Genomic DNA, 22,507 nt, shown 5'->3' on the forward strand with positions numbered 1-22,507 from the left:
AAGCGTTCATTATGATGAGAGATTGTGCTTTATATGAATGAATAATTTCAATATGGGGCTTGGTAGATATCATTTGAGAAAGGAATGAATCATATTATGATAACTATACGTGTGCATAAAGGGGATATTCCTGTTGAATGTGCCGCAAAATATTCTGGTGCTATTGCAGTTGATACGGAAACGCTTGGTTTGGTTTTGCGACGAGATCGTCTGTGTGTTGTTCAGCTATCTCCAGGGGATGGAACTGCTGATATTATTCAGATTACAGCTGGACAAAAAACTGCCCCTAATCTCGTGGCAATGCTTGCTGATAAAAAAAGAGAAAAAATTTTTCATTATGGCCGTTTTGATCTTGCTGTATTGTTCTACACTTTTGGTGTGGAAGTAAAACCTATTTTTTGCACAAAAATTGCTTCACGATTGACGAGAACTTATGCAAACCATCATGGTCTCAAAGATAATTTAAAAGAATTGCTGGGAATCGATATATCAAAAGAGCAACAATCATCTGACTGGAGCGCAGACAATTTGTCCGAAGAACAACTTCAATACGCTGCTTCAGATGTAGTGTATTTGCATTCATTACGAGAGAAATTTACGGAAAAACTTCAGAATCTAGGGCGTCTGGATCTGGCTTCTTCTTGTTTTAATTTTTTAACAAATAGAGTCGAATTAGATTTACTGGGCTGGGAAAATATCGATATTTTTTCACACCGCTCACAGTAATAAATTTCGTCAATAAGGTCAATTTTCCCCTGATTTATTTAAAAATACGAGCTATACATCTAAAATTATTTCTATATTTCAAGATAACATTTTATTCTGGAGCGGGCGAAGGGATTCGAACCCTCGACCCCAACCTTGGCAAGGTTGTGCTCTACCACTGAGCTACACCCGCTCAAAATAATTTTATCTGATATAAAGAAACTAAGAGAGTATATTGCCTAAAAAATATTTGGAAGCAATAGCAAAAGTAATAATTTTCAATATTTTCAAATAATCAACATTGTAGTAAGTGAGTTTTTCGTAACAATCAGACATGAAGTTTAACTTAAGCAGGCTCAATAGTCGTTAATAAATGATATAATCGCTTAATAACGATATTTTTTCTATTACATGTTGGTTTGTTTTAAATCTAATGCTATGCGTAGTTTTTTCAAAGATTCCGTTTGTGTAATAAGGTCATCGATGATATTACGCACTATTTTATTCCCTTCAGGATTATTGTCGCTGATCATTTGATCATAATTCTCAAGATACTCTGCTCGATTTTTTAGGATATAAAAATCTTTTATAGTATTAGAGAACTTATCGCGTATTTCCTGAGATAAATTCTTGTTACTATGACTTATCAGATCGGCTATTGATGGTCCACGAATTTTTTCTCCACTCATGCGGATATATTCTCCTGTATAACTAGAGATTATGCCGATAACATTATTTATATAAGATGCATGTGTATTATCTGAAAAACCATCAATTTCTTGTTTAGGATCATGTAATATGAGACTTAGATTCATACGTTCTCCTGCTAATTCATTATAAGAAAGAGATGTCATGCCAGTGATGATAGAATTTAATCCTGCATCAATATCTTGCATTAGATTTTTAGTAGCTTCTCCATTAGGTTCCCAAGCTTTCATCATTTCTTCTAGATCTGATACAAGCATCTTTGAAACAACTTTTAGATATTCTATGCGTCTTTGACAATGACCGCCTGTACAATTTTTTATATCAAAGTCTGTATAGGGTCTTGTACCTGATTCGCGCACATTTGTTTTTAAATCTTGTCCCCACAAAAGAAATTCTATAACATGGTAACCAGTGGTAATATTGGTATCTATGCCATTGGCTCTGTGTAATTTGCGAAGTAGATCAGGGGAAATAGTTGATACGTTGATTTCTGTCCCTTTCGTGAAAATTTTTGAATTAGCTATAATATTAGCAGTAGACAGGTCATTATCATCGTTTTCTTTTGGATATGAACTATTAACATAATCTATCAATCCTTCATCAAGAGGCCAGGAATTGACCTTTTTATCCAACATATCGATGTTTTGATTGCCAAAGCGATATACTTCGGATTGCTGATATGGGATTCGTGCTTTAATCCATTGAAGACGGGCATTTTCAAGATTTTTCTTATTAGGATTAGAAATAAGGGTTTCAATAGCACTATCTAATATACGGGCGTAAATAACAGAATCTTCGTATTTGGCGTGCGCGATAGTAGCATAATTATGCAATACATCTGCTGGATTAGTAGTTTGTAAAGCTCCTAATATATGTGATGGAATAATTAATATCGTAGTAATGGTTGTAAAAAAATACGTAAGTAAATTTTTTTTCATTATTTTCTCCAAAAGATATCCGATAAATTGATGATGTGACTATTAATTTACATATTAATTATATCGCATATGACCTGCGTAGATATTGCGTATCTATTTGGAAATTATGGAGAATATTTCTATTTTTTGATCGGTGTTTTTTGTTGATTACTCCTAGGGTTATTCCAGAAAATTGGACTTCTAAGAGATATTTAATTGTTGAGTAGATAAAGAGGTCGTGTTGTTTCTACTTAAGGGTGGCGTTTTAGTCTACAAAAGAAGAATCCATCTGTATGCGTCAGAAAAGGTGTAAAAACACCACAACCTTTTTCAACAAAAAGTGATGGATGATTTTTAAAATCATATAGTTGGTTCCAATCATCAATGATAGGATCCATACTGAAATGAATGTTCTTGGATAAGAAATTATTGATTTGCTGAATATTTTCTTCGGGTAGAATAGAGCAGGTAATATAGACAAGATAACCGCCAGGTCGTACGAATTGTGCGGCCTCCTGTAAAATTTGTTTCTGTTCTTCGATCCTTTCATTAAGGCTTTTTTGTGATAATCGCCATTTTATATCTGGACGTCTTCGCCATGTCCCTGTCCCAGAACATGGCGCATCAACTAGAACTGTTGAAAAATGGTTTTGTAGATTGCGCAATGATTCCAAATTACTGTGTAATTGCACGTTGCGGGCGCCAGCACGTTTAATGCGGGCTACAATAGGAGCTATTCTACTTTTGTTTTTATCCCACGCATGAATTTGGCCTTTATTGTTTAATAACATTGATAATGCAAGAGTCTTTCCTCCACCTCCAGCACAAAAATCTAAAATCTGGGAACTTTTCGTAGCCGTTGTTAAATTTGAAACAATCTGTGATCCTTCATCTTGTATTTCAAACCATCCTCGTTGAAAGGAAATTTCATTTGTAACATTAGGAAAGCGTGTTTTTTCTTTTGTTGCGGGTATTCGCAGACCGAAACTAGATATAGGGGAGCATTGTGTGCCATAATGGCACAGATTCTTTAATAGTTTTTTACGGGTAACTTTCAGGGTGTTGGTGCGTAAATCTAAAGGAGGGCGCATAGATAAAGCTTTGGCTTCTTCGAGCCAATTATCTTTGAAAGATAACTGAATAGATGATTGTAACCATTGAGGAATATCTCCTTGAACATATAAAGGCGCGTTTTCTAATTGACGAGAATGAAAGGATTTAATGATTGATTCTTTTGGGGGAGCAGGAGAATAACGATCTTCTTTCAATAGGACTAATATTTTTTCCAATGGAATACCCCAGTCTTTAACTATCACTGCATATACCAAAGAATCAGGAGTATCATCATTCATGATATAGGCACTAGAAAGATATTTTCTTAATACATCATGAACAATATTGCTAATTGATGTACGGTCATTAGATCCAGCAAAACGATGAGATGTCCCCCAGTCTTTTAAAGCATTTACGAGGGGTTTTTTGTGAACGTTAATATCATTTAGAATCTCAATAGCTGCGGCAATTTGTCCACCTAAACGCATATAAGATATCCTTTTTTAGAGCGAATGAGAGTATTAAAGAACATAAAGTAAAACTTATTATAAAATTCAGTACAAGAGTATTGAAAAGTACATTCTATGCGGAATAGTGAAAGAAAAGAATGTAACATTTTAAAAATACTATTGGCTAGTAAAATATTTTTAAATTAGAAAGGATCGTTCAGGCGATGAACCCTTTAATTAGATTTGCAGATAATTCTCCATCTTTAAACATTGATAAACGTAAAGATTGGATAGTGGTATTGCCCTTAGGAGCATATGAACAACATGGTCCACATTTGCCGATGGATACCGATACCATTATTGCAGAAGGATTAGTGGAGCGTATAATGTCTGCTCTTCCTACGAGACTTCCTGTTACACGTATGCCAGTAGAGCCAATTGGTTATTCAATTGAACATGTTTATGATGAAGGAACAAAAACACTCACTTATGCTCAAGCTATAGAACGCTGGTTGGGAATAATAAATAAAATACAGAAAATGGGAATACGTAAGGTTGTGATATTGAATGCACACGGAGGAAATTCCCCTTTGATATCTATTGTTGCTACAGAAGCACGAATTCGTTTTTCGATATTAGTGGTATCTACTAGTTGGTCGAGATTTGCTATTCCCCATAATATTATTTCATATCCAGAAACTGAAATTGGGATACATGGTGGGGAAATAGAAACGAGCCTTATGTTAGCGCTTGCTCCTCATTTGGTAAAAATGGATTTAGCTAAAAATTTTTCTTCGCGACAATCGGAATTTTTACGTGATTTTACATATCTACGTGCGTATGGATCGCATAGTTTTGGGTGGAGTATGCAGGATTTAAATTCTGAAGGAGTTGTAGGTAATGCTCTAGATGCTACCTGCGAAAAAGGAGAGAGTTTGTTATCTTATTTCACAACTTGTTTCATTCAACTTTTTGATGAGGTAAATTCTTTCGATGTCAGCCTATTTGATAAGCATGTTCACAAATAATTTCTAGGTATACAATATGTATTATATTCAATTTTTTGAAATAGCATATTAAGTTTCCTGTCATGAACAGGAAGTGTGCATTCATCCATTGCTGTTTAAAATAGAATATTTCCCTCGATCTAATTTTCCAATAAGGTTTTTACAATCTGGCAAAATATCCCTTAATTATATCATCAAGCGAAAAAATAACTCATATTTGCATGCTTTTATGTACTTTAATTATCTCTTCTAAGGAATTTATTGGGATAGGAGATCAATTTACTGTATTTATTATTTGTTTTACAGGTGTTTTTTGTTTTTTATAGCAACCTGTGGAAGAAATTGAGATTGCTGAGGAGAAGATGATGCGCATATCGGGTAGAAAAGAAAATCAGATGCGAGAAGTATCATTGAAAAGGAATGTTTCTAAATATGCTGAAGGATCTTGTTTGGTAAAGTTTGGCGATACGCATGTGCTAACGACTGCTACACTTGAAGAAAAAGTTCCCATGTGGATCCGTAATTCAAAGCGTGGATGGATAACAGCAGAATATGGAATGTTTCCTCGTTCTACGGGGAGTCGTATGAAACGTGAAGCCGTTAGTGGAAGACAAGGGGGAAGGACCCAAGAAATACAGCGTTTGATAGGTCGCTCTTTGCGTTCAGTCGTCGATCTTGTGGCTTTAGGATCGCATCAAATTATTGTAGACTGTGATGTCATCCAAGCTGATGGAGGAACGCGTACCGCTGCAATTACTGGCGCTTGGATTGCTTTACATGATTGTTTGAAATATATGGAAATACGTGATAGAAAGTTTCGATTATCACAAGTTTTGAAGGGTCATGTGGCCGCGATATCTTGTGGAATATTGTCAGGATATCCTATAGTAGATCTTGATTATGAAGAAGATTCTACGATTGATGTAGATGCCAATTTCGTCATGACCGATTCAGGCAACATAGTAGAAGTGCAAGGTTCTGCAGAAAGGGCTACGTTTTCTCAGGATATTTTTTTTTCTATGATGAATTTGGCAAAGAATAAGATTGACGACCTTATAAATTTACAAAAAGACGTGATATCTAAATGAGGTGTAGTAATCTAAGTGCGTAAATTGATTGAAAAAAAACTTGTCATTGCAAGTCATAATGCAAATAAAATACATGAGATGTACAATCTTATTATGCCTTTGGGTATTATGACGACATCTTCTCTTGAATTGAATTTAATTATTCCAGAAGAAACAGGAAAATCTTTTGAGGAAAATGCGATGATTAAATCATTAAGTGCAGCTATAAATACAGGTATTCCGGCCCTTGCTGATGATTCTGGTCTTGTAGTTGATGCACTTGATGGTGATCCAGGAATCTATAGTGCCAGATGGGCTGAACGCAATAATGGTGAGCGTGATTTTGAGATGGCTATGCAAAAAATAGAGAATGCTCTTATATCTAAATCTGCCAATGATTCCGCCTCGCGTTCTGCGCATTTCATTTCTGTTTTGTCTCTTGCTTGGCCTGATGGTCATGTAGAGAATTTTATTGGAAAAGTGCAGGGAATCATTGTGTGGCCTCCACGTGGTCAATTAGGTTTTGGATATGATCCTATTTTTCAGCCAAATGGTTATGATCGTACTTTTGGCGAGATGACAGAAAAAGAAAAAAATGGAAGTATAGGCGGTATGACACACCCCATATTAAGCGATGACATGCTTTCTCATAGAGCGCGAGCATTCAAGTGTTTTGTCAACAGTTGTTTGTGCTCATAGAAGAAATGAAACATCTCGATTCATATGAAAATGATACAAAAAATCAATCCCCGAGTACTTTAGGGGTTTATATTCATTGGCCGTTCTGCACAAAAAAATGTCCTTACTGTGATTTTAATAGTCATGTTCGGCGGTATAAAGTTGATCAAAGACATTTCGTTCAATCTTTCCTTATAGAAATGCAGTGGATGAGGGAATTGATTGAATCTCGAGTGGTTTCCAGTATTTTTTTTGGTGGAGGAACTCCTTCTCTTATAGATCCTCAAAACATTGCTATTATTATTGATGGTATTGCAAAGCATTGGAATCTGCCCTCAAATGTTGAAATTACTATTGAGGCTAATCCATCTAGTGTAGAGGCGAATAATTTTCGAGGATATAGAAAGGCAGGGGTAAATCGTATTTCTCTAGGTGTACAATCTTTAGAGGAAAAATCCTTAAAGTTTTTAGGTCGTAATCATAACGTTTCTGATGCTATCTCCGCAATATATTTGGCACGTGATATTTTCCCGCGAATATCATTCGATTTAATATATGCCCTCCCAGGACAAACTATGAAACAATGGGAAGTGGAATTGCAAAAAGCTCTTTCTTATGCGGTGGATCATCTTTCTCTTTATCAATTAACAATAGAAAAAAAAACATTGTTTTATCAAATGCATAAAGATGGACACCTCGTTCTTCCTAGTGATAATCTCGCAGCAGATCTTTATAATTTGACTCAAAGCATTACTAGTGAACATGGATTGCATGCATATGAAATATCTAATCATGCTCTTCCGGGGGCTGAAAGTTTGCATAATCTAAATTATTGGCGATATGGTGATTATATTGGAATCGGTCCAGGGGCGCATAGTCGAGTTAAAATTGGTTCTCATCGAATAGCGATGTCTATAGAAAAAAACCCTGAAAATTGGTTAAAAACAGTGAAAGAAAGAGGGCATGCTGTTGTTGAAAAAGAATTTCTGAGCTTTGAACAGCAGGCTGATGAATTATTAATGATGGGTATGAGATTAAGAGAAGGAATAAGTATTAAGGACTGGGAAATGTTAGCAGAGCGTAATCTAGATATTGAATGTGCGAAAGAACTTCAAAGACAAGGTTTTATTGAGAAGATTGAATCTTCAAGGTTACGATGTACACCAAAAGGTATGATGATGCTGGATTCAGTAGTAACACATCTTTCGATGTGAATCTCTTGTTATTTTATATGAATAATTCAAAAGGTAATTTCCTGATAAAAGAAAAAATAAATTTTGATTAACACACGCTCATATTACCTTTCAGTAGTAGCATCTCTTGCTAGTACATTAATATTACTAGCACCTCCTTTTTTAAGGAAAATCGCAAGATGCCATAGAGCGTGTCTCAACCAGTTATTATATCATCAAAAACAAATACCATAAGATATTGTATACAAATAAATTAAGAGTTGAGACGTTTTCTACAAGATGATGCCTATTCTGATATTAACCTTTTAAGCAATTCTACTTCTTTTTTAAGAGTAATATCGGTTTCCAACATCTTTTCCACTTTTCGAACAGCATGGAGAACAGTTGTATGATCTCTATCTCCAAAACGACGGCCTATTTCAGGGAAAGAACGTGGAGTCATGATTTTTGATAGATACATAGCAATTTGACGTGGTCTTACAACAGTGCGGACGCGACGGTTAGATAATAAGTCATTGCGTGATATATTATAATGCTTTGATACCATGCGCTGTATATCCTCAATTCTCATTTTTTTAGTTTCACCGGTATTAACGAGATGTGACAATAATTCATCTACGATTTCTACCGTCAGAACAGGTTCAAAGGAATGTCGGAAAACAATTTGATTAAATGCTCCATCTAATTCGCGTCCACTGGTTGTTACAGTGCGAGCAACGTGCATAAGAACTTCATCATTAATGATAAGCTTAGGATCTTCTTTTTGGGATATTGAAAGGCGATTTTTAAGGATAGAAAAGCGCATTTCATAATCATGAGAGCCTAACGGTACAGCTACACCTCCTTGGAGACGAGAGCGGATACGTGGATCGAGAGATTCTAGTTCAGAAGGGGGGCGATCAGCCGCCGCTACGACTTGTTTAGCGCTATCTAAAAGGGAATTGAGTAAGTGACAGAACTCATGTTGAATGAGTTTCCCTTGTAAGAATTGCATGTCGTCAATTAATAGTAAATCTATGTTGCGCAGACTATCCTTAAGATTGAGAGCGTAGTTATCACGTATAGCGCTAGCAAACCTCCACATGAAATATTCAGCTGTTAAATAGACTACGCGAAGATTTGGTTGTTTTTTGATAGCTGCATTGGCCACAGCTTGTAAAAGATGTGTTTTGCCAAGTCCTACAGAAGCATGAATAAATAGAGGGTTTATCCTGACTGTAGTGTAACCGTTAGAATCGAGTTCTGCGATGTTCTTAGCTGCTGTGAGTGCAACACGATTAGATGGTCCTTCTATGAAAGTAGAAAACACAAATCGATTATCTAAAGGTGATCCAAATATAGGATTGGTAGTTTGTTTCCCTGTTGGGAAGTTGCCTTTCCCTGTATTTGGATTGATTGAAGATGGTTTGGTGGAAGCATGAGAATGAGAGGCGACAAGCTGTTCTGTGGGGACTAATGCAACAGATCTTACAAGAATCTCCACTCCTTGGATGTTGCTGCTCTCTTCCTGAAAAAGTCTTGTGATAGTTTCAAGGTAACGATTTTTGATCCAAGCTTTCAAAAAATTAGTCGGGACAGACAAGTGTACGATATTATGAGAAACCGAGTGAAATTTAAGTCTCTGAAACCAGCTAGCGTATACATCTGGACCCACCTGATTCTTGAGACGAGATGATACGGTTGTAAAAAAAGATTCGCACTTTATTGCGAGGCATCTCGTATCATTATCCGTTTGTGGAATTTTTGCGGCCATTTCATCATTTTCTTGAATACAAGCAGATATTCCTCTTAATTGCATTTTTATGCCTTCCATCCCAATATAATTCCAACAGAAAATAAAGTGTCTTTTAGACTAATATCTCCAACTTTTCTGATCTCGATTGTTTACTATTTAGGCAGGAACGGGCGACAAGATCAATAAGCATTTTTTCGGCAACGAGATTTTCGGGGATTGACTTTTAAAGAGATATTTTATGAGTGCTGATGTCAAAGAAAGAATCGCTTTTGAATCAATGAGATTCGAAAATTTGATTCTTTGTATTTTTTTAAAATAAATTTTATATTCATTCAAATGAAAGGGCTTGGTTCTTAATTTACTTATCATGATTCGTATTTTAAAAAATAATCTTATCGTGAAGGGTTATATTGGAGATAATTTTACGAATCGATTGCTGTTATCTGTTTGTTTTTTATGTTGTTGATTAGCACCAATATTAGAGTAATTTTTGACACAATAAAGCGAAAAATTTTTATACTAGATAAAAAAAAAGGATCACCAATCAACTTATTGGGGATCCTTTGGTATAACTTTACGATATGTAGGATACTACAATCTCATATCATGCAGATGTCATCAAATTCTTCAAACGTTTAGATAATCGAGAAACTGTGCGAGAGGCTGTATTTCCGTGGAATACTCCCTTACTTTTAGCCTTTTGTATAACAGATTCTGCTTTTCTACACGCCTCCGTCGCTGCCCCAATTTCTCCAAAAGAAATTGCTTCATTTGCACGACGCATGAAGGAGCGGACAGAAGAACGTCTACTCTTATTAACTAACGTGCGACGAGCAATTTTGCGAACCATCTTTTTAGCAGATTCCTTATTAGCCATTAAGTACCTTTCGTCAGAAATATCATACCCTATAGGAGTATGGAACAACAATATACAGAATACAAATTCACTCTAAACAGCTGTAAATCAAACAAGTAAACAGTCAATTTACAATAACTATAGAATTCTTTGTCGTCAATATTAAAAACAAGTGGTTACATGGATATCTATTCATTTTTGACAATATGTACAGTAGAAAGTGGATCTTCCTGCTTGGACGATGCGATTTATTGTCTGTCCGCAGTTTGATAGACAGGGTTCCCCAGCTTTGCCGTATACGGATAATGCATTTTGGAAAGAACCTGTTGAACCGTCTACGTGTACATAGTCACGTAGAGAAGAGCCTCCAGCATTGATAGCATCAATAAGAACTGTTTTAATTTCTTGAATTAGTATAGAAATTAGATCTTTGGAATCCTCATGTTTTTGTACAAGGCTTTTGGTACTTCGTATAGGAGAGAGTTTAGCGCGCCATAATGCTTCGCATACATAAATATTCCCCAGTCCAGCGACTATTTTTTGGTTAAGGAGAGCATTTTTGAGATTGTTATTTCTTTTATGAAAATGATAGGCTAAATATGAAGCATTGAATTTTTTATCTGTTGGCTCTGGACCGAGTTCTCTTAAATAAGGATGTTGGTGTTTGAGACTCGTTTCTACTAGATCCATAAATCCAAAACGACGAGGATCGTTATAAATGATACGATATTTTTTTGTTTTCGTATCGTCTGTGAGATCAATAGTAACATGATTATGTCGAGGATCTTTGGTTGGTTTTGTACAAGAGCTTATTGACTCAGAGCGTTCAATGGTAAAAGATCCTGTCATTCCTAGATGTACAATTATTGATAGATTGTCTTCAAGCTCAAAGAGCAAATATTTTGCACGTCGGGAAATGTTGATGATTTTTTTTCCTAGTACGGTCGAAGAAAAATTAGGGGGAAAATCAAAGCGTAGATTTTTTCGATGTAAACATACGTTCGTTAATATCATGTTGTTCATGATCGGTGTAAGGTTGCGTCGAATGATTTCTACTTCTGGTAATTCAGGCATAATGTAATTCTTTAATTTGTATTTTTCATAGGATCAATATCCTAGACTTGATTATAAGAAGAATTTGTGACAATTGGTATTAAATTCATGGCGATAAGAAGTAATTATGTTGATTTCTTCTTTTAGAAAGGTCTTGAGCAGGGATTAATAGGTATGATAAAAGGCCGTTTTGATTCTGATAAAAATATGAAAACTTCTTATGGATTTCGCGAGGTTCCAGAAGAAGAAAAACAAAACATGGTGAATCATGTTTTTTCTAGAGTGTCGCATCGGTATGATGTCATGAATGACTTTATGTCTTTTGGATTACATAGGTTTTGGAAGGACGCAATGGTGACCGCTCTCAACCCTAAAAAGTCTAAGGATTATCGTGTTTTAGATGTTGCTGGTGGTACAGGCGATGTTGCCTTTCGTATCGCCGAGGCTTCAAAGAATAAAGCTCAGATTGTAGTAGCAGATATTAATAGCGAAATGCTATCTGTTGGAAAAGAGCGTGCTTTTAAAGAAAACTTACAGGATTCTATTACTTTTGTTGAGGCTAACGCCGAAAGTCTGCCTTTTAAGACGGGAAGTTTTGATGCGTGTACGTTGGCTTTTGGTATTCGTAATATGCCACATATCGCATTAGTTCTTCAAGAAGTATATCGTATATTAAAATATGGGGGACGACTTCTTATATTGGAGTTCTCTGAAGTACAAGGTCCAATTTTCAAGAAGTTGTATGATATGTGGTCGTTCAATGTTATTCCTCAATTAGGCAAATTAATAGCAGGTGATGAAGAGCCATATCAATACTTGGTCGAATCCATTCGAAGATTTCCGAATCAAAAAGATTTTTCTACAATCATTTCTGCGGAGGGCTTTTCTAATGTGTCATTTACAAACTATACCAATGGTATTGTAGCGCTCCATTCTGGGTGGAAATTGGAGAATGCAGGGAGTGTTATTTGAGAGAATATTGTGAACTTTTTCGCGTAGGATGGATACTTATACGAGAGGGCGTGATTGCATCTTTCCCCTCTGAAAGATTGCCCTCTATAATCGTTTTCTGGAAAAAAATAACATCCATATTTGTGCCTCGAAATATCAGAAAATGTCAGAGAAGTGATCGTTTAGCGCGTGCTATGGATCGTCTTGGGCCTTCATATGTTAAAATGGGGCAGTTTTTAGCGACGCGACCGGATCTTATTGGGAAAAAATTATCCGAAGATCTTTCTCTTTTACAGGATAAGATGGTTTTTTTTTCTACAGATACTGCTAGACTTTGTGTGTCCAGCGCTTTGAAGTCTCCAATTGAAACATTGTACAGCGAATTTCATGATCCTGTTGCCGCAGCTTCTATCGCGCAGGTTCATCCAGCGATTGTCCATGATATTAATGGATATCGAAAAGTGGCCGTAAAAGTTATACGCCCTGGTATAAGACAGCGTTTTTATCGTGATATCCAAGTTATGTATTTGATTGCACGTATACAAGAAAAATTATTTCCTTCAATGCGGAGATTGCGTTTTTCAGCAGTAGTACATACTTTGGAACAAGTGGTGAAAATGGAGATGGATTTACGACTTGAAGCAGCAGCTTTTTCGGAAATGGCTGATAATATAGGTAAAGACCATGGATTCCGTGTTCCAAAGATTGATTGGGATCGAACAGAACGTGATGTAGTCACTATGGAATGGATTGATGGAATAAAAATATCAGATACGGAGAAATTACGTTCTTGTGGGCATGATTTAGAGCGTTTGTCTGTCATGCTTGTACAATCTTTTCTATTGCATACATTGCGGGATGGTTTTTTCCACGCTGATTTACATCCTGGAAATTTATTCGTTGATTCGAAGGGTTGTATTGTAGCCGTGGACATGGGGATTACAGGGAGATTAAGCAAGAGGGAACGGCGTTTTCTTGCTGAAATATTATATGGTTTTATTTCGCGTGATTATCAGCGTGTAGCAGATGTGCATTTTGAGGCAGGTTATGTGCCAAGTCATCACAATCCTGCTTCTTTTGCGCAGGCAATACGGGCTATAGGTGAGCCAATTCATGGACAGTCCTCTCATGTGATTTCTATGGGGAAATTACTGACCATGCTTTTTGAGATAACAGAGTTGTTTGATATGATGACGCGTCCTGAATTGGTTATGCTTCAGAAAACTATGGTTGTTGTTGAAGGAGTAGCACGTATGCTTAATCCATATTTCAATATGTGGACATCGTCTGAGCCTATTGTTGAAGAATGGATTCGGGATAATATTGGGCCTAAGCGTTACATGACTGATTTTCAAGATGGCCTTAAAAATGCTTTTCGGTTTGTGCAGGCAGTTCCTCAACTCTCTGCTCCAGTGGAAAATATTTTTAAATCAATGATAGAATCATCAAAAAGAGATAGTTCTCCGGACTTTTCGAAAAAAGAATTCTCCCGTTATGCGTATGGCTTTCTAGAAAAATTAGTTTTATGGAGTATTCTCGGATCCTTGATTTATATTATTTATATCATGGGATAGGATTTGTTCGTGAATATTATTGGAAAAAGAATTGTTTTAATTATGTGTGGCAGCGTTGCGATTTATAAAAGCTTAGATCTCATTCGGCGGCTGCAGGAAAAGGGAGCTATTGTGATCCCTGTTATGACCAATTCAGCAAAAAAATTTATAACTCCATTGATGGTGGGTGCTGTATCTAATAGCCGTGTGTGCATGGATTTATTCTCTGATGAAGAGGGTAATGATAGAAATCATATTAAAGTAGCAAGTGATTGCGATCTATTTATAGTGGCGCCTGCATCTGCTAATTTCATTGCTCGTATAGCGCATGGAATGGTATCTGATATGGCATCTGCCATTTTATTGGCTAGAGGAGATCAGCCGGTTATTTTAGCTTCTGCTATGAATTTTATGATGTGGGATAAGGCTGTTACAAAGCGTAATGTCAAAATTTTACAGAAAGATGGATATTATTTTGTAGGCCCTGAGAATGGTGCAATGGCTGAAAGTAATGGTTGCGGAATAGGTAGGATGTCGGAACCATGTGATATCATTAGGTTTATAATATCGTTGTTGTGTAGAGACAAAAAACTTCCTTTGAGAGGGAAACGTGCTGTAGTCACTTCAGGTCCGACATATGAACCACTAGATCCCATGCGCTATATTGCAAATCGTTCTTCAGGGCGACAAGGGCATGCAATTGCTGAATCTCTTGCATGTTTAGGGGCGGAAGTAATATTGATATCTGGTCCTGTTTCGCTTGATGATCCTTCAAATGTTACAACCATTCATGTTGAGCAAGCAGGTGATATGTTGCAAGAGGTTTTGAAAACGCTACCTGTGGATATAGCGGTGATGGTGTCTGCGGTGTCAGATTGGAGATTTTCTGAGATTTTAGAGGAAAAAATAAAACGAAAAGATATCGGAGGAAGGGGTATGAGAATAGACCTTAAAGAGAATCCCGATATACTTAAAGTTATAGGACATCATAAATGTCGTCCGTCTATTGTTATAGGATTTGCTGCTGAGACAAAAAGTGTTATAGATAATGCTCGGGAAAAGCTTTTATACAAAGGTGCGGATTTTATTGTATCAAATTGTATTTCTCCACAAACTGGATTTGTGGGGAAAGATCGTAATAAAGTAACTATTGTATCACCAGATAAAATAGATGAATGGCCTGAACTATTAAAAACAGAAGTGGCAGATAAATTATGCCATTTGATTATCGAGCATTTTGCTATGGTTTAAGAGAGAATTTTAGGGTGTTGTATAAATCGTCTTTCTATGGCAATTTATTGCGTGGTATATTTTTCTCTATGATGAGCGGATATCATTATAATTTTTTTATTCTTTCCTTATTTATGTTATATCTTGAAAATTTTGGATGCTGTTACTATATTAGAGTTGTGGATGCCTTATAGGATCTACGTCTCTTATCCTTGATAATTTAAGAGGGATAAGATGATATTTAGTAATATTGTCGCTTCATAAGGAGGACGTTATGCGTTTAGATGTTTCCCGTATTTATAATTCTGCAGTTGGATATGATGCTGTTCTTTCGATGTTAGGTGATTTAGGTTCTCCTAGCCAGTCTTCTGCTTATCCCCCTTACGATATAGAGCGTACGAGTGATAATGCATATAGAATAACAGTCGCTGTGGCTGGATTTGATTTTTCTGAACTCACTATAGAGGTTGATTCCGGAATTTTAATGGTTAGAGGAGAAAAGAAATCAGAAGAAAAAGAAACAGTGGAATATTTGCATCGCGGCATAGCAAAGCGTGCTTTTGAACACCGTTTTAAGCTCGCAGATTTCGTGGAAGTGGTATCTGCGTCCTTGGAAAATGGACTTTTATATCTAGGGTTATTGCGTAGTGTTCCAGAAAAAATGAAACCGCGTCGTATTGAAATTTCGCAGCCTTCTAAAGAATCTGCAAAAATGATCGAAGGTAAAAAACAATCAGTCGCCGCATGATTTTTCAGTAATTTATTTGTGGCTAAAATATACAAGAAGAAATGATGATTTCGGTCATCGTTTCTTCTTATTAGTTTCTAAAATGCGAAATTTCGATCACTTTTAGCACGGTTGAAGTATTCAATAATGTATTTATAGTCAGAAGATAGTAAGGGTAGAGGAATGCATCTGACAAAGCGAACTGATTATGGAATACGTGTTTTGATGTATTGTGCTGTTCATAAGAATTCTCCTAACCGGATATCTCATATTGCTGAATCTTGTGGTATATCGGAGCTCTTTTTATTTAAGGTTTTGCAGCCTCTTACAAAAGCGGGAATCATTGATACTGTGCGAGGAAGAAATGGAGGAGTGCGTCTTTGTCGACCGGCAGATCAAATCACTATTTTAGATGTTGTGAAAGCGACAGAAGAATCTTTTCGTATAGCAGAGTGTTTTGAAGGTCGTAATGTTGATTGTCCTTTGATTGGAAATTGTGAGTTGAATGTTGTTCTCCAGAAAGCGCTTGATGCTTTTTTTAATGTATTATCTCAATATTCTATCGAGTGTTTAATAGATGGGCGTTTTCATTTTGAAAAATTTTTTAATGCAGGTGCTGCTATCTGAAGTGAAAAATGTAGGCTATGGTTTTTTAGTTTAATTCTTTAAATTATTTTAAAATCTACTCGAGCATAAATTATTTTTTTCATAAGATCTCAAAGGATTTTCAAAGAGATCAAAAGATTATACGCTTCATAGAAAGTTTTATAAATTTATAGATAATACATATAAGTTATTGATTATAAGATTTTTTTATAATTATATTGTGATAATTAAATTTTTTTTAGGATATATTGGGGAACGTTTGAACGTTACTTTTACACTATAAAAGTTTGATATTTACATGATTAAATTTCAAATTTAGAATATAAAATTCTGTTTTATTCATGTCGTATTATTTGACTTGAATGTTAAAGTCATTGTTTATTTTTGTACAAAACAAGCTCATCCAAGCTATTGTGGGAGATTAAACTTTGGTTTCATTGGAATCCTCTTTAGAGGAAGTAGTGCGTTCTCGTGTTGTTGTCCTGCTATTACAGTCAGTTTCTGGCCCATATGTGTATTCGGTTCCTTGTGGAATGGGGTTAGAATTAGGGTCTATCGTACGGGTTCCTCTTAGATCGCGGACTGTTCTCGGAATAGTGTGGCATGATTCAGAACAAGAACAAAATATTGCTCATTTGAAATTACGTCCTGTCGAATATGTTTTTGATTGTCCTCCATTGTCGGGACAGATATGTGAATTTATAAAATGGGTTGCAAAATATACATTTTCTTCGGTAGGATTAGTTGCACGCATGGTTGTTTCTGCTCTTTCGGAAACAGAAAAAATGGAAGAAAAAATTCAGTTCACCGGAGTTCTTCCCCGAATTAATACGGAAAAGCGTCTCCGAGTATTGAACGAAATAAAAGATGGATCAATCTGGCGGACAAAGGATTTAATATGCGTTGCTCAGGTATCTTATCACGTGATTAATGGATTGAAGGAACAGGGCGTTATCAAACAAATGTTTGATGTTATTTCTCCTGTTGTTGATCCGCCAAATATACATTTTTCTGCGCCGCGATTAGAAAAAAATCAAAAAGATGCGCTTGAGCAGATTATACCTTTGTGTGCGAATGGTTTTTCTGTTTCACTGATTAGTGGAGTCACAGGTTCTGGGAAAACAGAGGTTTATTTAGAGATTGTCGCTGCTACCTTACGCCTAGGGAAGCAGGTGTTGATTTTATTGCCGGAGATTTCTCTCACATCAGCTATTTTAGAGCGTTTTCACAAGCGTTTTGGTGTCAAACCTGCTGAATGGCGCTCTTCTCTTTCTTCCAGTATGCGTGAAAAAATTTGGAGGCAAATAGCGCGAGGAACTATATCTGTAGTCGTTGGGGTGAGATCTGCTTTATTTCTCCCATTTAAAAAATTAGGTCTCATTGTAATAGATGAGGAGCATGATGTTTCGTATAAGCAGGAAGAAGGGGTTTTGTATAATGCACGCGATATGTCGATTGTGCGTGGGAAGATTGAATCTTTCCCTGTAGTTCTTGTGTCAGCGACTCCATCTATAGAGAGTCGAGTCAACGGTATGAATGGGCGGTATCGTTTTGTTCATTTGTCTACGAGATATCGTAACAGTTCTTTGCCTCATTTGCGAGTAATTGACATGAGGAGTCAGGCAGTAGAGCAAGGAAGATTTCTTTCGGTAGAAATGATTGATCATATAAAGAATACTTTAGAAAGGGATGAACAAACATTACTTTTTTTAAATCGTAGGGGGTATGCGCCCTTGACGTTATGTCGTGTATGTGGTCATAGGATCAAATGTCCTTATTGTTCTTGCTGGCTGGTAGAGCATCGTTCTAAGAAAAAATTATATTGTCATCAATGTGGTTACGTTGCGATTTGTTCGCAATCCTGTGTTGCTTGTGGCTCTTCTGGGCAAATGATCTCTTGTGGTCCTGGGGTAGAGCGCATTGCTGAGGAAGTTCATGATTATTTCCCTATGGCGAGAATTTCTATTCTATCTTCGGATGTAGAGGGAGGAGTTGATAAATTGCGATTGCAGTTAGAAGCGATTGCTAAAGGAGAAATCGACATTGTTATTGGGACACAATTAGTTGCTAAAGGTCATAATTTCCCGCGTATGTCTTTAGTCGGGGTGGTCGATGGTGATTTAGGTCTTGCTAATGCGGATTTGCGATCTTCTGAAAGAACTTTTCAATTATTATCACAGGTGACAGGTCGCGCTGGTCGTTTCGGTCTTAAGAGTACTGGGCTAATTCAGGTTTATCAACCCGAGCATCCAGTTATAAAAGCATTAGTTTCGGGAGATGCCGATTCTTTTTATGAGTCTGAAATTCTTTCAAGGAAAGAAGTAAGCTTACCTCCATTTGGACGTTTAGCTGCGGTGATTGTTTTTGGGAAGAAATGCCAAGAAGTAGAGAAATATGCATATATTTTAAAAGAAAATGCCCCGATATCATCTGATATTATGATTTTTGGGCCTGCAGAATCTCCATTGTTTATGGTGCGAGGTAATTATCGTTTCCGCCTTTTAATTCATGGTAAGCGTAATTCTAATTTGCAAAGTTTTTTTGCCTATATGTGTGCTAATGCCCCTAAAAGATCACATTCGTTGCGTGTACAATTTGATATGGATCCACAAAATTTTTTGTAACTTTTTGCGTGAATTAGGTGCTCAATAAAAAAATATGATAATTTGATGCTGTATTATATAGAGTATCGTTTAGTGTTTATGAGCGTAAACTTATCATGGATTTTTATTGTTTATATGCTATAGAGGTAGAGGTATTTCGATCGTATTATTTAAATTTGATGTGGTCGGTAATACAAATAAGATAGACTATTTCTGATATTTCGTATAATAGTGTAGTCGTAAGATGTGTTTATGTATTTTTTTGTTGTTTTTATTCGTAAGAGGAATAGTTTATATCGGTGTTATTTAAGTTAGTATTTTAGTTTTATATTATTATTGAGTTGGGTTTTTTGTTTCCCAGGTAGAATTTAGATTTATTAAGTTATTGAATCCTATGTTTTGTAAGGGATTAGATTAGGTGTCTCATTCATTTGATATTTTTGCTGATATTTCTGGTAGGTATTCCCATTCCTTGTATGGTGTGTCTAGTGAAGCGGGTGTTTTAGATGTTGTATCAGATGATATATCGCGTTTAGATGCGTTGCTTGCGGAATCTTCGGATTTTAGCTTTTTCATTCACAATCCTGTTTTTTCTATGAAAGATCGGCAACTTGTTGTAGATGATTTGGTAAAAACAACCAATTTTTGTGTTGTTACGGAAAATTTTCTGCGTGTTTTAATATCTAATGGAAGGTTGTCAATTTTACCTGCGATCATAAAATCTTTTCGTGTGGTTTGTATGTATTATCGCAATCAAGTAATGGCTTATGTCAGGACGTTTAGTTGTTTATCTTTGCAGCAACAGAATCAGTTAAGGGATTGTTTGGAAAAGATGGTTGGGCAAAGTGTTATACTGGATATAGTAAAAGATTTTAGGCTTATGGGTGGTTTTATTGTGGAGATTGGTTCATATCAAATTGATGCATCTTTGCATACGAAATTAGTAAAGCTTGGTTTTATGTTGAAAGAGGTTGATTAATGGATATCCATGCTGCAGAAATTTCTGATATTCTAAGAAAAAGAATTAAAGATTTTAGCAATGATTCTGAATTTTCTGAGATAGGGAATGTCATTTCTATTGGAGATGGTATTGCGCGCGTTTATGGCCTAAATAATATTAAGGCTGGGGAAATGGTGCAGTTTTCCCATGGGGTTTATGGGATGGCATTGAATTTGGAAGTCGATAACGTTGGTGTTGTAATCTTAGGTTCTTACAAAGAAATTTCCGAAGGAGATATTGTAAAGCGTACCGGTCGTGTTGTTGACGTTCCAGTTGGTTCGGAATTACTGGGTCGTGTTGTAGATGCCCTTGGTAATCCGATTGATGGTAAAGGTCCGATTGAGTGCAAAAAAAGATCATGTATTGAGGCAAATGCACCAGGGATTATACAACGTCAGTCTGTTTGTGAGCCGTTATCAACGGGGATTAAAGCAATTGATGCTCTCATCCCTATAGGTCGTGGTCAGCGTGAATTAATAATTGGTGACCGAAAAACTGGGAAAACATCAATTATTTTGGATGCTTTTTTAAATCAACAGTCTGCGCATGAAAAAGGATCAAATAAGGACCAAGTCTATTGTATTTATGTTGCGATTGGACAGAAGTGTTCTTCAGTTGCTCGTTTTGTTAAAGAATTGGAAGAGCGAGGTGCACTAAGTTATTCTATTGTAGTTGTGGCATCTGCTTCTGATCCAGTCCCAATGCAGTTTTTAGCGCCTTTTACGGGCTGTACCATGGGTGAATATTTTCGTGATAATGGTAAGCATGCTTTGATTGCATATGATGATTTATACAAACACGCAATTGCTTATCGTCAAATATCTCTTCTATTGAGGCGTCCACCTGGTAGAGAGGCTTATCCAGGGGATGTTTTTTATTTGCACTCTCGTTTATTAGAAAGAGCGGCAAAAATGTCAGACGCAATGGGAGCAGGTTCTTTGACGGCATTACCTGTGATAGAGACACAAGTTAATGATGTCTCCGCTTATATTCCAACTAATGTTATATCTATTACAGATGGGCAAATTTTTCTAGAAACGGAACTATTTCATAGGGGTATTCGGCCTGCTATTAATATTGGATTATCAGTTTCGCGTGTTGGATCTTCTGCTCAGGTTAAAGCTATGAAGCAAGTATCAGGTGCCGTGAAAGGAAATTTAGCTCAATATCGTGAAATGTTGTCTTTTGCCAAATTCGCTTCTGACCTTGATGCTTCTACCCAAAAATTTTTGAGTAAAGGGGAAAGATTAGCAGAAATGTTAAAACAACCACAGTTTTCTCCATTAGCGATGGAAGAGCAGGTGGTTATGATATTTGCTGCTATAAATGGATACCTTGATGAGATTGAGGTATCGCAGATAAGTAAGTTTGAGAAAGAGTTTTTATCTCAGATACGAGCTTCATCTAAAGGTATTTTGGAAGATATCAGACAACAAAAAGTCTTAACTGATGAGATCCGGAATAATCTAATAAATGAAATAGAAGCATTCTTAAAATATTTTAACTGAAATTTGGATAAAATCAGATAATGGCCTCGCTAAAAGAGTTAAAAAATCGCATACACTCTGTGAAAGAGACACAGAAAATAACTGAGTCTATGCAATTGATTTCAGTCAATAAGTTGCGTCGGGTGCAAGAATCTATAAATAATGCTTCTTTATATCAATCCCGGATAAAAGAATTTTTTATGCAATGCATTGCTGACCATCCTGATCAGGGATTTTTTTCTCCATTTATAAAAGGAACAGGGCGGGATAATGTATATCTTCTCGTTGTTTGTACATCAGAAAAAGGGTTGTGTGGAGGTTTTAACTCTCAGATTATTCGTTTTGCTCGAGATCGTATTAGAGAATTTATTCAAGACAATAAGAAGATCAAGATCTTTATCATAGGTCGAAAAGGATATGAGGGATTGTATGCAGAATTTTCCTCTATGATCATTGATAATATAGAATTGTCGTCTAAAAAAGAAATAGATTTTGTTAAAGCGGGTGGTATTGCGCATCAGATTATGTCTCTTTTTACAAGTGATGTCTTTGATCAGTGTTTTTTTATACATTCGGAATTTAAATCAATTATGCAGCAGATTCCGAGAATGTCGAAGATAATTCCATTAAGTTTAGATCAGAGATCAAAAGATCAACAAGAAGAAAATATGTTGGTTTATCGTTATGAACCTACGCACCATTCAGTGATTGAAAAAATTGTATTGCAGAGTATTTCATCGCAGATATTTTGGATTATTTTAGAGAATAAAGCGAGTGAATTAGGTGCGAGGGTTACTGCTATGGATAATGCTACTCGTAATGCTGGTCAGATGGTTGATACTTTGGTTTTATCATATAATCGTCAGCGTCAAATGCGGATCACTACTGAGCTTATTGAGATAATTGCAGGCGCGGAAGCGGTGTAAGAA

19 protein-coding genes and 1 tRNA gene are annotated in these 22,507 nt (G+C 36.2%); 14 read left to right on the plus strand and 6 right to left on the minus strand.

Features of this window, described 5'->3' with window-relative positions; all coding sequences use genetic code 11:
• The first annotated feature begins 93 nt into the window (after window positions 1–93).
• The gene (locus G293_RS03215; protein ID WP_162488569.1) at window positions 94–726 is read left to right on the plus strand and encodes a ribonuclease D; all 633 of its coding nucleotides are present in this window, start codon (window positions 94–96) and stop codon (window positions 724–726) included.
• Window positions 727–823: 97 nt separating this feature from the next.
• Here the strand turns inward: G293_RS03215 and G293_RS03220 are convergent.
• The 3 genes from G293_RS03220 to G293_RS03230 all read right to left on the minus strand — a co-directional run bounded on the left by G293_RS03220 (window position 824) and on the right by G293_RS03230 (window position 3,871).
• A tRNA-Gly gene (locus tag G293_RS03220) sits at window positions 824–898 on the minus strand.
• Window positions 899–1,112: 214 nt separating this feature from the next.
• A complete protein-coding gene (locus G293_RS03225) occupies window positions 1,113–2,354 on the minus strand; it encodes an imelysin family protein (protein WP_047264705.1) in 1,242 nt (413 codons plus the stop codon).
• Window positions 2,355–2,581: 227 nt separating this feature from the next.
• Window positions 2,582–3,871: an RsmB/NOP family class I SAM-dependent RNA methyltransferase gene (locus G293_RS03230; RefSeq protein ID WP_047264282.1), complete on the minus strand. Its 1,290-nt coding sequence runs from the start codon at window positions 3,869–3,871 to the stop codon at window positions 2,582–2,584.
• A gap of 185 nt (window positions 3,872–4,056) precedes the next feature.
• Here G293_RS03230 and G293_RS03235 point away from each other — a divergent pair, with 185 nt between their 5' ends.
• The 4 genes from G293_RS03235 to hemW all read left to right on the plus strand — a co-directional run bounded on the left by G293_RS03235 (window position 4,057) and on the right by hemW (window position 7,798).
• A complete protein-coding gene (locus G293_RS03235) occupies window positions 4,057–4,860 on the plus strand; it encodes a creatininase family protein (RefSeq protein WP_047264283.1) in 804 nt (267 codons plus the stop codon).
• A 344-nt stretch (window positions 4,861–5,204) separates the two neighbouring features.
• Window positions 5,205–5,927: a ribonuclease PH gene (gene rph, locus G293_RS03240; protein WP_047264284.1), complete on the plus strand. Its 723-nt coding sequence runs from the start codon at window positions 5,205–5,207 to the stop codon at window positions 5,925–5,927.
• Between the two features lie 15 nt (window positions 5,928–5,942).
• Complete coding sequence (rdgB, locus tag G293_RS03245; RefSeq protein ID WP_047264285.1) at window positions 5,943–6,605, plus strand: RdgB/HAM1 family non-canonical purine NTP pyrophosphatase; 663 nt, start codon at window positions 5,943–5,945, stop codon at window positions 6,603–6,605.
• A 5-nt stretch (window positions 6,606–6,610) separates the two neighbouring features.
• Window positions 6,611–7,798 (plus strand): radical SAM family heme chaperone HemW, encoded by a 1,188-nt coding sequence (gene hemW, locus G293_RS03250; RefSeq protein ID WP_047264706.1) that lies wholly within the window; start codon window positions 6,611–6,613, stop codon window positions 7,796–7,798.
• 265 nt (window positions 7,799–8,063) lie between these two features.
• Here the strand turns inward: hemW and dnaA are convergent, their stop codons facing one another.
• The 3 genes from dnaA to mutM form a co-directional block, all read right to left on the minus strand.
• A complete protein-coding gene (dnaA, locus tag G293_RS03255) occupies window positions 8,064–9,575 on the minus strand; it encodes a chromosomal replication initiator protein DnaA (protein ID WP_047264707.1) in 1,512 nt (503 codons plus the stop codon).
• A gap of 541 nt (window positions 9,576–10,116) precedes the next feature.
• Window positions 10,117–10,389, minus strand: coding sequence for a 30S ribosomal protein S20 (gene rpsT / locus G293_RS03260; protein ID WP_047264286.1), 273 nt, complete (start codon window positions 10,387–10,389; stop codon window positions 10,117–10,119).
• A 171-nt stretch (window positions 10,390–10,560) separates the two neighbouring features.
• Window positions 10,561–11,442 carry a bifunctional DNA-formamidopyrimidine glycosylase/DNA-(apurinic or apyrimidinic site) lyase gene (mutM, locus tag G293_RS03265; RefSeq protein WP_047264287.1) on the minus strand — a complete coding sequence of 294 codons (882 nt, stop codon included), beginning with the start codon at window positions 11,440–11,442 and terminating at the stop codon, window positions 10,561–10,563.
• A 153-nt stretch (window positions 11,443–11,595) separates the two neighbouring features.
• On the opposite strand from mutM, the gene ubiE reads away from it, so the two are divergent.
• From ubiE to G293_RS03310, 9 genes are all read left to right on the plus strand, one after another.
• Window positions 11,596–12,393, plus strand: coding sequence for a bifunctional demethylmenaquinone methyltransferase/2-methoxy-6-polyprenyl-1,4-benzoquinol methylase UbiE (ubiE, locus tag G293_RS03270; RefSeq protein WP_047264288.1), 798 nt, complete (start codon window positions 11,596–11,598; stop codon window positions 12,391–12,393).
• Window positions 12,390–13,946 carry a 2-polyprenylphenol 6-hydroxylase gene (ubiB, locus tag G293_RS03275; RefSeq protein WP_047264289.1) on the plus strand — a complete coding sequence of 519 codons (1,557 nt, stop codon included), beginning with the start codon at window positions 12,390–12,392 and terminating at the stop codon, window positions 13,944–13,946. Before ubiE ends, ubiB begins: the two co-directional genes overlap by 4 nt.
• Before the next feature lie 9 nt (window positions 13,947–13,955).
• Window positions 13,956–15,176 (plus strand): bifunctional phosphopantothenoylcysteine decarboxylase/phosphopantothenate--cysteine ligase CoaBC, encoded by a 1,221-nt coding sequence (coaBC, locus tag G293_RS03280; RefSeq protein WP_047264290.1) that lies wholly within the window; start codon window positions 13,956–13,958, stop codon window positions 15,174–15,176.
• A 253-nt stretch (window positions 15,177–15,429) separates the two neighbouring features.
• Window positions 15,430–15,903, plus strand: coding sequence for an Hsp20 family protein (locus tag G293_RS03285; RefSeq protein ID WP_047264291.1), 474 nt, complete (start codon window positions 15,430–15,432; stop codon window positions 15,901–15,903).
• A gap of 162 nt (window positions 15,904–16,065) precedes the next feature.
• Entirely contained in the window at window positions 16,066–16,509 is a 444-nt protein-coding gene (rirA, locus tag G293_RS03290) for an iron-responsive transcriptional regulator RirA (RefSeq protein WP_047264292.1), read from the plus strand.
• 407 nt (window positions 16,510–16,916) lie between these two features.
• The gene (locus tag G293_RS03295; protein WP_047264293.1) at window positions 16,917–19,112 is read left to right on the plus strand and encodes a primosomal protein N'; all 2,196 of its coding nucleotides are present in this window, start codon (window positions 16,917–16,919) and stop codon (window positions 19,110–19,112) included.
• 397 nt (window positions 19,113–19,509) lie between these two features.
• Window positions 19,510–20,070: an ATP synthase F1 subunit delta gene (gene atpH, locus G293_RS03300; protein ID WP_047264294.1), complete on the plus strand. Its 561-nt coding sequence runs from the start codon at window positions 19,510–19,512 to the stop codon at window positions 20,068–20,070.
• On the plus strand, window positions 20,070–21,599 hold the full coding sequence (gene atpA / locus G293_RS03305) for a F0F1 ATP synthase subunit alpha (RefSeq protein WP_047264295.1): 1,530 nt from the start codon (window positions 20,070–20,072) through the stop codon (window positions 21,597–21,599). Before atpH ends, atpA begins: the two co-directional genes overlap by 1 nt.
• Before the next feature lie 20 nt (window positions 21,600–21,619).
• Window positions 21,620–22,504, plus strand: a complete 885-nt coding sequence (locus tag G293_RS03310; protein WP_047264296.1) for a F0F1 ATP synthase subunit gamma — start codon at window positions 21,620–21,622, stop codon at window positions 22,502–22,504.
• The last annotated feature ends 3 nt before the right edge of the window (window positions 22,505–22,507 follow it).

This window comes from Candidatus Liberibacter africanus PTSAPSY (assembly GCF_001021085.1).
Taxonomy (GTDB): Bacteria; Pseudomonadota; Alphaproteobacteria; order Rhizobiales; family Rhizobiaceae; genus Liberibacter; species Liberibacter africanus.